Source organism: Xenorhabdus mauleonii, assembly GCF_900113945.1.
Lineage (GTDB): Bacteria > Pseudomonadota > Gammaproteobacteria > Enterobacterales > Enterobacteriaceae > Xenorhabdus > Xenorhabdus mauleonii.
This window is the reverse complement of record NZ_FORG01000004.1, coordinates 123933-136311: the sequence shown is the minus strand read 5'-3', so window position 1 is coordinate 136311 and position 12379 is coordinate 123933. Positions and strand designations below refer to the sequence as shown.

At 44.7% G+C, this 12379-nt stretch carries 11 protein-coding genes and 1 pseudogene; 6 read left to right on the top strand and 6 right to left on the bottom strand.

Features of this window, described 5'->3' with window-relative positions; translation table 11 throughout:
• Window positions 1–78: 78 nt before the first annotated feature.
• Window positions 79–558: a TetR/AcrR family transcriptional regulator gene (locus BM100_RS05430; RefSeq protein ID WP_420855297.1), complete on the bottom strand. Its 480-nt coding sequence runs from the start codon at window positions 556–558 to the stop codon at window positions 79–81.
• On the opposite strand from BM100_RS05430, the pseudogene BM100_RS05425 reads away from it, so the two are divergent.
• Together BM100_RS05425 and BM100_RS05420 are read left to right on the top strand one after the other, a co-directional pair.
• Window positions 552–764: pseudogene (locus BM100_RS05425) on the top strand (alpha/beta fold hydrolase); the annotation flags it as partial. The gene BM100_RS05430 and the pseudogene BM100_RS05425 overlap by 7 nt on opposite strands.
• Window positions 754–1656 (top strand): alpha/beta hydrolase, encoded by a 903-nt coding sequence (locus BM100_RS05420; RefSeq protein WP_092508706.1) that lies wholly within the window; start codon window positions 754–756, stop codon window positions 1654–1656. The pseudogene BM100_RS05425 and the gene BM100_RS05420, both read left to right, overlap by 11 nt.
• 309 nt (window positions 1657–1965) lie before the next feature.
• Here the strand turns inward: BM100_RS05420 and BM100_RS05415 are convergent, their stop codons facing one another.
• Entirely contained in the window at window positions 1966–2439 is a 474-nt protein-coding gene (locus tag BM100_RS05415) for a DUF2846 domain-containing protein (protein WP_092508704.1), read from the bottom strand.
• A gap of 251 nt (window positions 2440–2690) precedes the next feature.
• On the bottom strand, window positions 2691–3596 hold the full coding sequence (locus BM100_RS05410) for a LysR family transcriptional regulator (protein ID WP_092508702.1): 906 nt from the start codon (window positions 3594–3596) through the stop codon (window positions 2691–2693).
• Between the two features lie 110 nt (window positions 3597–3706).
• Here BM100_RS05410 and BM100_RS05405 point away from each other — a divergent pair, with 110 nt between their 5' ends.
• Window positions 3707–4150, top strand: coding sequence for a PACE efflux transporter (locus tag BM100_RS05405; protein ID WP_092508700.1), 444 nt, complete (start codon window positions 3707–3709; stop codon window positions 4148–4150).
• A gap of 232 nt (window positions 4151–4382) precedes the next feature.
• Here the strand turns inward: BM100_RS05405 and BM100_RS05400 are convergent, their stop codons facing one another.
• Together BM100_RS05400 and BM100_RS05395 are read right to left on the bottom strand one after the other, a co-directional pair.
• On the bottom strand, window positions 4383–6110 hold the full coding sequence (locus BM100_RS05400; protein WP_092508698.1) for a thiamine pyrophosphate-dependent enzyme: 1728 nt from the start codon (window positions 6108–6110) through the stop codon (window positions 4383–4385).
• 206 nt (window positions 6111–6316) lie between these two features.
• Window positions 6317–7249, bottom strand: coding sequence for an aspartyl protease family protein (locus BM100_RS05395; RefSeq protein WP_244590576.1), 933 nt, complete (start codon window positions 7247–7249; stop codon window positions 6317–6319).
• Window positions 7250–7454: 205 nt separating this feature from the next.
• On the opposite strand from BM100_RS05395, the gene BM100_RS05390 reads away from it, so the two are divergent.
• Window positions 7455–8051 carry a glutathione S-transferase family protein gene (locus BM100_RS05390; protein ID WP_092508696.1) on the top strand — a complete coding sequence of 199 codons (597 nt, stop codon included), beginning with the start codon at window positions 7455–7457 and terminating at the stop codon, window positions 8049–8051.
• Between the two features lie 178 nt (window positions 8052–8229).
• Here BM100_RS05390 and BM100_RS05385 read toward each other — a convergent pair whose 3' ends face one another.
• On the bottom strand, window positions 8230–9606 hold the full coding sequence (locus BM100_RS05385) for an NAD(P)/FAD-dependent oxidoreductase (protein ID WP_092508694.1): 1377 nt from the start codon (window positions 9604–9606) through the stop codon (window positions 8230–8232).
• 514 nt (window positions 9607–10120) lie between these two features.
• On the opposite strand from BM100_RS05385, the gene BM100_RS05380 reads away from it, so the two are divergent.
• Together BM100_RS05380 and dkgB are read left to right on the top strand one after the other, a co-directional pair.
• Entirely contained in the window at window positions 10121–11320 is a 1200-nt protein-coding gene (locus tag BM100_RS05380; protein WP_092508692.1) for a TCR/Tet family MFS transporter, read from the top strand.
• Between the two features lie 222 nt (window positions 11321–11542).
• The gene (gene dkgB, locus BM100_RS05375) at window positions 11543–12349 is read left to right on the top strand and encodes a 2,5-didehydrogluconate reductase DkgB (protein ID WP_092508690.1); all 807 of its coding nucleotides are present in this window, start codon (window positions 11543–11545) and stop codon (window positions 12347–12349) included.
• Window positions 12350–12379: the final 30 nt, after the last annotated feature.

Sequence of the window (12379 nt, the reverse complement as noted above, 5' to 3'; positions counted from 1 at the left end):
TTAAAAGATGTGCACGAATATCGTGATTTTGACATGCAATATAAAAGATCTTCGAATTGAAGATCTTTTCAGCGATTATTAAGCAACGTTGTTTATTGCAGTGAGTGCTACTTTAACCGCTGCCAGCAATCGCGCTTCAGTAACACCGTCCCGGGCCTGAATCGACAGACCGTGCAGGAAAACAGCAAAATAGTCTCCCAGACTGTCGGCGTCAGTGTCGGCTGGCAGTTCACCGTTTTGCACCGCCTGTCGTAAGTGGTCGATGATCTGTTGTGTGCGCTGCTGCCGGTGCTGCGCCAGCCAGACCCTGATCCCGTCATTCTCTACACTGACACTCGCGCCGGAAGTCACCACCAGGCATCCCTGCGGCAGATCTTGTTGACTGTAAAGCCGCACGGCATCCGTCAACAGGCGTTTGATCGCCTCGCGTACGTTGTTTTCAGAGGCGAAGGCCCGGTCGGCGAAACCGCCTTCCCCGGTTTCGTAATGAGCGACAGCTTCGCGGAACAGCTGCTCTTTGGAGCCGAATGCCTTATAAATACGCGCTGAAGCGGGCAATCCCGGAAACCATTAGGCAGAACCGGCTGCGTGCGGAACACGCCACAGGGGATGCGCCGTTGACGACACTGCAGGGCAATGCGCTCGATCTGCGTGGCGAAACCATAACCGGCTGCGGTCATTTTATCACAGAAGAAAGCCATGAGGCGTTTACCGCGCTGATTACGCCGTTCCTGTCAGGGGGAGATGCACGCTATGCCGCTTGATGAGCATATTGCCGCCTTTTTGGCAGCCTCGGCGGAGGCGCCCCCGCCCGCTTCACTGGAAGATATGCGGGCCGCTACAGAAATCGGTTTGCGGCGGTTGCAGGGAGAAAAGGCGCCCGACGGTGGCATCAGAGATTTTGTTGTCATCTCTGATGACGGCCATCAACTTACTCTTCGAGCCTATAAGCCAGCGGGAGATGATCCCGGAATCCCACGCCCGGCTATGCTCTTTGCCCATGGCGGCGGCTGGTGCCTGGGATCGCTATCGCTGTATGATCAACCCTGTCAGGCGCTGGCCAATGCCACCGGTCGTGTGCTCCTGTCGGTCGATTACCGGTTGGCTCCGGAACATCCGTATCCGCAGCCACTGGAAGATGTGTATCAGGCGTTGTGCTGGGTGTCCGAACAGGCACAACAACTGAATATCGACGCTGATCGGCTGGCTGTGGGCGGCGACAGTGCTGGTGCTAATCTGGCCGCCGCCGCCACATTGCTGGCCCGTGATCGCAGTGGCCCGCGTATTGAATGTCAGTTACTGCTATATCCGCCGCTAAGTCGCGATATGGCAACGGGCAGCTATCGGGAATTTGCTGAGGGCTATTTTTTGACGCGCGAGGTGATGACGTTTTGCTGGGAAAATTATCTGGGTCAGCAGCGCGATCCCTACGCCGAACCCTTACATGCCGCTTCGCTGAGAGGGTTGCCGCCCGCCACCATCCTGAGCTGCGAATACGATCCGCTGCGCGACGAGGCCGAACTGTATGCACAGCGGCTGCATGAGGCGGGCGTACCGGTACGCTGTGAACGGTTGCCAGGCATGGTGCACGCCTGCATCCATATGCTCGGTTTGACACCGGCTGCGCGGCGGCTATTTGAGCTGGCTCGTGGGTAAGGTTTCTACGCAGGTAGTCGCCAGAGTTTTGTCAATTGATTGACTGTTACGCCTCTACGGGCTTATCCATTTCAGAAGCATAAGCTGGCAAGCGTTTGCCAGTCTTATGCTTATATTCGTTTGATCCGGAAACGCTTTACGGTGCCGTTGATGGAAAAAATTTGGCGTTAAGCGACCAACAGTTAAAGACCGACATTCGCGTAAATACTTCGACCGGGGTAAAGGCATGGTCGCTTACACACTTTACCAATCAAAGCTAACGTTATATTCATAAAATGTTAGCTTTAAAAAGCAAAATCACACTAAAAATCAGTTATCGCAATGCCCTTCTTTTGCGAGACGGACATCTGGTTTAGAAATGACCCTTTTCCCTTCTTGTTCTGTTGATACACTTAAGTCAGCTCCACCAACAAAAAGACCCATCTTGATGGATTGTCTTATAAAATAATTTTTCCCGGCTTCAGTGAAAAGAGATATTTCATTAGGCGAAAACTCAGATTCAGTGGCTATTTTGTGGTCTTGGTTGCCTGCCACTTGTGTGTAGAAAAATGTTTTGTCTACTGTTTCTCCGAGACATTTTCCATCAATATAAATGTCTTTTTTCAATGCCTTGCCAGCAAAACTGTCACGATAGATGTACAAGCCAGATTTGCTTTCTTCTGGTGCTGAGAAACTTTTAACCTGAGTTGATTCTTGTTCGGTGGCAAGAGGTATGCTGGCACAGCCACTAAGAAATAAAGCGCCGAGAAGAGAAACCGGTAAAAGTAACTTTTTGATATTCATGGTAAAAGTTCTGCCTTTTTTATAAAAAAACATAAATAAGTAAATTTTGAGTTGCTTTATACAACAATTTGACAATTTTTGCTATTTTCCTTATTGGAAACGTGATGATACAGGCATGTAATCGGTAGGTTTTCTGACGAGTATGTTATCACCAGCGTTTTTTTCTTATGTGGATTCTAACGATACTCTGCAGCCAGATGACTTGCATGATGCATAGTATTTTTGTATTGAACTGCGTTTGTACAGTTGGATTAAAGAATATCCGTTTTTTGCTGCCCAAAAGCTGCTTTCAATAGTTCGATACATTCTTGAGCACCCCGTTTTAATATTTCCCCTTTCAAACACACAACGTGTATTGGTAACACCAATCCATTGTGCAAATTGCGAAATTTTAAACGTTTTAATTCACCCGTTGATAACTGATTTTTAATCAACGAGTAAGGCAAATTTCCCCATCCCAGCCCCGCTTCCACTAAACCTAATGCCATAGAAAAACTGTCCGTACGCCAGAATTTCGCGCCGACCTGAGTGCGGACATCACGAAGATTATGGTGATGGCTGGCAATAATAATCTGACGGGCTTGTACCAAATCTTCAATATAGAGAGGGGTTGTATCTGATAATGAAGGATGTTTTGCTGAAATTGTTGCAATCAGCGATTCATGCCCCAAACACTGAAACTGCTCTTGCGGATTAATATATAACCCACCGAAGACAACAGCCAATTGAATCCGGCGTTGATGTAATAATGGTAAAAGGTCGTCTTGTGGAGCGGTTAAAATCTCAACATTCATTAATGGATGGCGCTGATTAATTTCTTGCAAGGCAATGAATATGCTGGACGGATTGATATCTGTCGCCACGCCTAGAGATAGTGTGCTTTCCATGCCTTGGGATAATTCCCGAGAAAAGGCATTAATCTGGCTTAGCTTGTCGACAATTTCTTGTGCGTAGGGAACTAATACTTGTGCTTTTTCCGTAGGAACAGGTTCTCTATGACTTCTATCAAATAATTCATAGCCTAACTCAGCTTCTAGGTTGGCTATTCCCATGCTAACGGCTGATGGTACACGGTTTAATGCACGTGCAGCAGCAGAAAAAGAACCCTTATCCAGAACAGTCAGAAACAGTTGTAAATTCTCACTTGAAAATGACACGAACCCGTCCACCTTTCAAAAAATCTGATAGTAGCTAACTTTTATTATCATTTCTATTGATTTAATTTGTCATTCTTCAAAACTAAAAAATAGGAAATTGTGTAATTATCATGCAAGGTATCAAACGTAAAATAGTTTTTATCTCTGCTTATGAAATAATTGGGATGGTGACTTCGTCCTTGGGCATGGCATTTTTATCAGGAAATTCTACCAGCACTACAGCACCTCTTGCTGTGGCCATCACGACTATAGCAGTAACGTGGAACTTTATTTTTAATACCTTATTTGAATATTGGGAAGCCCGTCAGATATCACGAACGCGTACATTTCGTCGTCGGCTCATTCACGCAGTTTTATTTCAACTGACATTAGTCACATTTTTAATTCCGCTGATGTCTTGGTGGTTATCTATTACCTTATTGGAAGCATTAATATTGGACATTGCATTTATTATTTATGTTCCTATATATACTTTTGCATTCAATTGGGCATTCGATAAGATCTTTGGGTTACCGGCTTCTGCGTTGCCACAAGAAAATATGGCAAATCAATAAGTGACTTGTTGAAATTTCAATCAGATAAAAATGGGCAGCACTAGTCATAAGACTAATACTGCCCGCGACTACTCAAAAAGAGATTAGCTAACCCGAGATCGATTTAAGTCATTACCTGAAGCGCTGGTTTTTCAGTCTATTCTTCAAAACGAATTGAGTGCCCCGCCTATTTTTATACTCTGCCTAAAATATAAAACGCCCGACGAAATCCAACATCAGGCGTTCAGTGAAACTATTTACCAATCTTTTGGCTCAAATTGCTGCCGATAAAACCTGCCACATCCGCAATGCGTCCATGAAAAATTGCTTTAGTTGCGTAAAGAGCTGTGTCAGCGACTTGAGTAAAGGTAACTTCTGGAGGCATCACTAATTCATTCGGATTAGTATGCACATCAAGTAACGCTGGCCCCGGATGAGCGAGAAAACGTACTACTTCTTCTTCTAAAACGTCCGCATTTACCACTTTTTGGCTGTGTATACCAATAGCCTCGGCAACTCTGGCAAAATCATCATTTTTTAATTTAGTGTAGTGATCCAATAAACCTTCCACTTTTTGTTCTAATTCAACAAAATTAAGCGAGCCATTATTAATTACGACTAGTTTGATCGGTAACTCTTCTTGTACCAGTGTAAACAAATCACCCAGTAACATGCTTAAGCCACCATCACCACATAACGCAATAACCTGACGTTTCGGGAAAGCAACCTGCAACCCTATGGATTGCGGCATCGCATTAGCCATTGTGCCGTGGAGTAAGCTAGTAAGAGTACGTCGCGTACCGAGGCTATCAATGTGACGTAGCAGCCATACCATTGCAGAGCCACCATCCGCGGTAAATAACGCATCTTTATCTGCATGCTGATTAAGAAGGCTAACTAAATATTGCGGATGAATTGGTTGGCCTGAAGATCTTTGTTCCTCTTTATGTCGGCGTTTTAACGATTTTTCACGAAACTTGGCAATTTTTTGTAAGAAATCATCCTGCGTACGCGCTGCTACGTGTGGGAGCAAGGCTTCAAGAGATTCAGCAATATGTCCCGCAGCACCAAATGTAATGGGATGCCGGCGCCCAAGGTGGGTGGGATCTCGATCGATTTGAAGAATAGTGGCTTTATCCGGATAGTATTGGGACCATGCGAAATCGACACCGAGCAGCAGTAAAGTATCACATTGATTGATTGCCTCTAATCCGGCTTCGCAGCCAAATATACCTGTCATGCCCACAGAGTATGGATTGTCATATTCGATAAAATCTTTACCACGAGAGGTATTAACGATAGGGGCCTGTAATTTTTCCGCCAGCGCCACTAAGCTATCGTGAGCATCTTCACACCCTGCCCCGGCATAAATAGTGACCCGTTTCCCTTTGTTAAGATACTGGGACAAAGTGTCAATCTCTTCAGCACTAGGGATCAGCTGCGGCTGAGGCATCCAAATAGATTGTGTCGTGGCTTTGGTTTTCGCTTTACTGATATCAACAGGAATAATTACAACGGCAACACCTTGTTTATTCAGGGCTGCTTGGCAGGCGCGTCGAATCACGGCTGGGGCTTGGTCGGGAGTAAGGATCTGTTCGCAAAACACAGAGCAGCTCTGATAGACAGATAGAAAATCCACCTCTTGCGGGAAATCATTACCCAGTGACTCACTACTAATTTGGCTTGCGAGTAAAATAACAGGAGCCCTATTACGATGGCTCTCGAATAACCCATTGATAAAATGTAACCCCCCTGGGCCGCAAGAGCCAGCACAGGCGGTGAGTCGTTTAGATATTAGCGCTTCCGCGCCAGCTGCAAATCCAGCCACTTCCTCGTGACGCACATGGATCCAATCAATTGTGCTACGGCTCATTTCATCCGTGATGTAATTAAGCGTATCTCCGACCACGCCATAACAGTGTTGTACTCCAGCTTTTTCAAGTTGTTCAACAATAAGAGATGCAACCAACCGTTCAGACATAGTAGATCCTTAATAGTTAATTTTTTATAAGTATAGTGCGAGCCAACTTAATCGTCGGTTATAGCGCACTTATCCTCAAAATTAAGTAATAATAAAAAATTAAAACCTTACGCCATGATACTAATTGGATAAATAATAATAACTCAAATAATATTAAAACTTGAGTTCTAATTGAGTACATTTCTCCTTTTTTCTGGGATAAAATTTCAGGAGTGATATTTAATGAATAATTTCTTTCCTGGAAAGTCGATTAATATCGCATGATCTTTGATAAAATTATATCCAATTAATCCATCAAAGTTTAACTGTTTAAATTCCCCATCCATTAAGATCGTATTTACTGAGAGGTCTTTATCCCCCGTTCCATCAAGTTTAAAGGCTGAAGCAACACACTCTTTATTTGTCAAAAGACTATGTACTACTTGACACGAAAGACGGTTTGCATCAACAGATAATTTTTCTTTCCAAAAAAATGAAATTGAAGCAGCAGTATCTAAGACCATATTGTAATGCTTGGCATTTTGTGAAACCTTAATAACGATTCCTTCCTTGCTCAAGTTCAATGGCAATTCAATCCAACCATGAGCAGTGTCTATCCCCAATGATTGCGTGTGATCAGAAACTGATAGTTTCTGCGTTTTATAATCAATAAGAACCGCTTTTTCTTTAAATAACCCTAAGCCAATAACCATATCTTCAGGAAGGTTGCCTTCCACTGTAGGTTTTATCTTTTTCCCATCAGAAATAGTCATTGATGCTCCCCATGGGGTTAATGAAACCCCGGAAACATTTTTAAATGTCATCCCATTGATTGAAACTTGTGGAATATTAAATTTCTCATTAAAGAAAACTTTACCTGTAACATCAGTAGAACGTGCTTTTTCAGGTTCTATAACCAAACCTGAAATTTTTGACATAAAATCCTTAGATAAATGAAATCCATTCATTGAACCGGTATCGATCATGAATTCTTGTTTTTCCCCATCAATGTCAATCGTTGCAATTGGCAGAGATGTTTTTTTATTCAGTTGAAAATCCATGTGCATCACTGTTTCAGCTGCCACAGCGTTTGTCATAGCCAAAAATGATAAGGCAATAAATGAAAGCTTAGAAATATATTTATTAAGTAGAAAACACATTATGCTCTCCGGTTATTTTTCCCTTTTAAACATCGATTTGATTTTTTATTATAACCGGCGAATGATTTATTATAATCACTATCTCAAAGAGTGAGATTTAAATCACATTAATTTAAATTTTAAAATAAAAACCGATACTTTTTTATGTTTACTTTTGGACAATTTTATTTGCTCGTGTTTTTTCCTTAAAAAAAGGAATACCACCTTGAAAATATATACCTACCCAAAAAGTAGATCATTGAGAGTGTTATGGGCAATCGAAGAAATTGGGATACCTTACGATTCTGTAAAAGTTGACCTGTTCAATCCTGATTCAGACATAAAATCCCCCCATCCTCGAGGAAAAATCCCCTTTTGTACTGACGAGGATATTTCTATCAGTGAAACGCTTGCTATATGCATATACCTGTGTGAGAAGTATGCCGGCGAGACACTTTATCCAGCAAAAATTGAAGAAAAAGCGGCAGTCAATTCATGGTTGAATTTTGCCCTTACCGATCTTGAAGCCCCCGTATGGGGTCTGATCAAACAACTAATGTTCCTTCCTGAGAATCGGCGTTCACCGGATGTGGTCAATTATTTCAGGATCGAAGCTAATAAGGCTGTTTCCCAGGTTAAGTTGATCGAGAATGACCAATGGATAGCAGGAGAAAACTTTACATTGGCAGATATATTTATGTCTCACACTTTGCAGTGGGCCAAATTTTGTGGAATACCTATGGATAAAAGCATCGAACATTACATTGACAGAGCAATGAATAGACCTGCTTTTCTGATAGCCCAAGAAAGAAATAATCGTTAACCGTATTAATGCGGGTAATTCATCCTGTTACCCGCAGTTACCATAACTTTAGTTTAACTTCAAAGCCTGACTGGAGTTTATGCCTGTAAGATGCTGCAACAACAGAAATAAATAGCTAAGAGCAAAATGAGAATACACGCCAAAAGCGACAATGACCATCATCGCGTCAGAGAACGCCTTACATCACCGAATTTTCGGTGGCGGCTTTACGAGCTTTGCGATCTGTCCATCTGTCATACAGCCTAGTCGCCATGAAAGCAGCTTTGAAAGCACACCACTGGAATGGCTCAGGCAGCGTGGAAGGAGTCTTGTGATCCAACGCTGTAAAAAGTGCACTTTCAGCGCCGTCAATTCTCTCTGCAAGGAGCTGCCCGATGAACGAGTGGGTGGCAAGCCCATGACCCGAGCAACCAGCCACATAGAAGATGTTTTGCTGCGCCCCGCTTGTGCCAACCACAGGCAGCAGGTCATATGCCCCGCTGACGTAGCCACTCCAGCAATGCTGGATACCGAGGCCTCGCAGTGTAGGATGCCGCTCACGCAGCGTCTGCGCCAATGCAGCATAAGCGCTGTTATCCGGCACATTGGGAGCCTTTGAACCGTAGACGTAATTCAATTTTTTGACAGTCAACACCATCGTGTTGTGCGCCGTCAGACGATGACTTTCCATGGTTATATGCGGCGTGATGATACCCTCCCGGCCGTGCCAACCGAGCGATGCCAATTGCTTCGGGGACAGCGGCTCGGTTTCAATCGCCGAGACCCGTATCGGCGCAACCTTGTCACGCAGCAACCCCAACTGTGGCGTGAAAGCATTGGTCGCCAGCACCATGACTGGTGCGCTTGCACTGCCACGAGCAGTTCTACAGGTGATGGTCGGCCCCTCACTGTAGGAGAGTAGCGGCGTTTTTTCGTACAGCCGCACCCCTGCTTGGATTGCCGCACGACGCAAACCGCTTACATACTTCCCCGGATTCAGCGTGCCCCCGCGCTGCTCGCAGCCAAACAGGAAGGCGGGAGGAATCCCACGGGCACGCATCTCGGCCTGGTCAACAAAGCGAGTAACTGAACCCAGTTCAAGACCGATCTCCATACTCCGACGTAGCCACTTTTCCTGCGAGGGATGCACGGCAGCCCGGATGATGCCGGAAGGGTTGTAATCGCAATTGATGCCCAACTCGACCAGACGTCTCTCGACGTAGTCCACAGCCTCGTCGTAGAAGCTGATGAACTTCCTCGCATGTTCATGGCCGACGCGCTTGAGGAACATTTCGAACTCAATCCCCAAGCTGCCAACCAAGTAGCCAGCATTACGCCCACTGGCACCGAAGCCACCAAATTCTTGCTCCAGCACTATGACTTTCGCGCCACGAGCGGTCAGCTCAAGGGCCGTGGACAGACCGGCAAAGCCTGCCCCGACTACGATTACATCAGCGTTGACAGAGCCTTCCAGTTCTGGCTGAAGATCGCTAGGCTGCTCTACCCAGCCTCCAAGAAGGCGAAACCGCATAGATCCGGAATTGCTGCTGGCCACTTCTTCATTTCTACGATTCATCCGCTACCTCCTATCATCGTTTCACAGTGCTATAACACTGCGCTCAATTTTACGAAGCCTGTATAAAAACCAGTTTAAAAAACATCGCAAAGCCGAACTTAATGTTATGTGCTCAGGAAATACCACATAACCCTCGTTATCGATCGGGTGCAGCCGACTTTTGACATTCCGTACAACTGTCTTCTGAAAATGATATGAGCGAATACAGGCAGGTTTGGCTTCAGATGACACATATTATGAACAGATCCGATCAATGAATGCCGGAGCAAATATTTACAAGAGTACAAATGAAAGGCAGAATACGCGCATTGCCGTATTTTTAGATATGGCATTTAACCTCGCGAAAAAGTGACGGCTTAAGCTGTCAACACATAAGCCCAAAATGTGTAAGCCAAGAATATGCAACACACATAAATGGCCAGCGTATCCAGAGAATCGCCTGAAATAATATCGGGCATCATTATCAGGCTTCAGCGCCATCGGCGTCTGGTCTGATTTTCTACAGGAGCGCTGAATGAACAATCCTCTAATTGCTATTTTTGCCACCGTTATTCTTGATGCCATGGGCACAGGCATTATCTTTCCCATCTTACCCGCGTTACTTAAAGATATTACACATGCTGAAAATGTGGCTCTGTTTGTTGGCATCCTGACGGCGCTGTATGCCTTAATGCAGTTTATTTTCGCGCCGTTGGTCGGTGCATTGAGCGATCGGTTTGGGCGCAGGCCCGTGTTGTTGTTCTCTCTCGGTGGAGCCGCCATCAGTTATATTTTCATGACCTTTGCCACCAGCTTGCCATTATTAATATTGGGTCGGGCCATTGCCGGTATAACGGGAGCCAGCCTGCCGGTTGCTATGGCCTACCTTACTGATATATCTCCGCCCGAGAAGCGGGCACGGCATTTTGGCCTGTTCAATGCCATGTTTGGAATTGGCTTCATTCTCGGCCCCGTTCTTGGCGGTATGCTTGGTGATTACTGGGCTCGCTTGCCTTTTCTGGCCGCATCGTTTCTTAATGGCTGTAATTTCTTGTTGGTGTTATTTGTATTGCCTGAAACCCGTACCGCCTCGCGAAGTTCATTCAGGCCGGCAGCTCTTAACCCCCTTTTTCCTCTGCGTTGGTTGCTGACGACAGAGGGTGTCCTGCCGATTGTGTTTACTTTTTTCATTCTTGGCTTTGCCGGAGAAGCCTGCGGCATTTGCTGGGCTATGTGGGGACATGATGCTTTCAGGTGGAATGGGTTTATGGTGGGATTATCTCTGGGGATATTTGGTTTTTTCCAGACGTTCTCGCAAGTTTTTTTGCCTGGTCCAGCGGTCAGCATTTTGGGCGAGCGGGGAGCTATTTTAACAGGCATTACCGCCTTATGTGCTGCGCTTTGCGCTATGGCCTTCGCAACCGATGGCTGGATGGTTTTTGCCATTATGCCGGTTTTTGCACTCGGCGGCATAGGCACTCCGGCACTTCAAGCTCTGGCTAGTCGTCAAGCCGGAGCAGATCAACAGGGACAACTTCAGGGAATTCTGTCATCGGCAATGAGCCTGTCATCAGTCATTGCCCCACTTTTTTTCTCTGTTTTTTATTTTACCGTCAGGAATGACTGGCCCGGTGCCATCTGGCTTGTTGCTGCTATCACCAATGTCATTGCTGCCCCACTGGTACTGTATGGCATTCGTACCAGTAATTCGGTGCAACGAAAAGCTGAGGAATAAGGACTGGATACAGATTTTTGTTATCTAAATGTGGCGAAAAATATAGCAGAAAAAGTTGATAAAATCGCTTAATGTAAGTTTTAGTTCCGCTGAGCGCCAGATCTCATTAATTATTAATCTATTAATATAAGATGAAAAATCCGGCTTACTTTCCTGTCCGGGGAAAATTACCTAATACGTCTATTTTTCAGTAAGTGATTCAATACAGATTATAGAGGATTTATGAGTATACCTTCATTCGGGGTTGGCACTTTTAGATTGTCAGGACAAACAGTTATTGATTCTGTCACTAATGCATTGGAGTGCGGCTACAGAGCTATTGATACTGCACAAGTCTATGATAACGAATCTGAGGTGGGATTAGCCGTTTCACAAAGCGGTATCGACAGAAATGAGTTGTTTTTAACAACTAAAATTTGGGTTGATAATTATTCAAAAGATAAACTTATTCCCAGCCTAAAAGAGAGTTTGGACAAGCTAAAAACAGATTATGTCGATTTAACTCTCATTCATTGGCCTGTACCTGATGGGGAAATTTCCCTTAAGGAGTATATGGAAAGTTTGCTTGAAGCAAAAGAACAAGGCTTAACAAAGCAGATCGGGATATCTAATTTCAATATTGAATTAACAAAGCAAGCCATTGATGTTGTTGGCAACAATGTGATAGCAACCAATCAAATTGAATTGAGTCCGTATTTACAAAATCGCAAGCTGACGGCTTTTCTAAAATCCCAGAATATTCATGTCACATCGTATATGACGCTTGCCTATGGCAAAGTTTTGCAAGATCCCGTTTTGACTGCCATTGCGAATAAACACAATGCGACAACCGCGCAAGTTGCACTGGCTTGGGCGCTTAAACTGGGTTATTCGGTGATCCCGTCATCAACAAAACGGGAAAATCTTGCCAGTAACCTTCTGGCCAGAGAGCTTAATCTTGATAATGACGATATGTCAGCGATTTACAATCTTGAGAGTAATGGGCGTATCGTTAGCCCGGATAAATTATCCCCTATTTGGGATGAATAACTTACATCAAGTGAGAATGAGAATAAGAAT

Bases quoted from the DNA above. Each gene is read 5' to 3' on its own strand.
- BM100_RS05420 (WP_092508706.1), top strand. From the start codon at position 754: ATGCCGCTTGATGAGCATATTGCCGCCTTTTTGGCAGCCTCGGCGGAG.
- BM100_RS05415 (WP_092508704.1), bottom strand. From the start codon at position 2,439: ATGAATATCAAAAAGTTACTTTTACCGGTTTCTCTTCTCGGCGCTTTA.
- BM100_RS05405 (WP_092508700.1), top strand. From the start codon at position 3,707: ATGCAAGGTATCAAACGTAAAATAGTTTTTATCTCTGCTTATGAAATA.
- BM100_RS05400 (WP_092508698.1), bottom strand. From the start codon at position 6,110: ATGTCTGAACGGTTGGTTGCATCTCTTATTGTTGAACAACTTGAAAAA.
- BM100_RS05395 (WP_244590576.1), bottom strand. From the start codon at position 7,249: ATGTGTTTTCTACTTAATAAATATATTTCTAAGCTTTCATTTATTGCC.
- BM100_RS05385 (WP_092508694.1), bottom strand. From the start codon at position 9,606: ATGAATCGTAGAAATGAAGAAGTGGCCAGCAGCAATTCCGGATCTATG.
- BM100_RS05380 (WP_092508692.1), top strand. From the start codon at position 10,121: ATGAACAATCCTCTAATTGCTATTTTTGCCACCGTTATTCTTGATGCC.
- dkgB (WP_092508690.1), top strand. From the start codon at position 11,543: ATGAGTATACCTTCATTCGGGGTTGGCACTTTTAGATTGTCAGGACAA.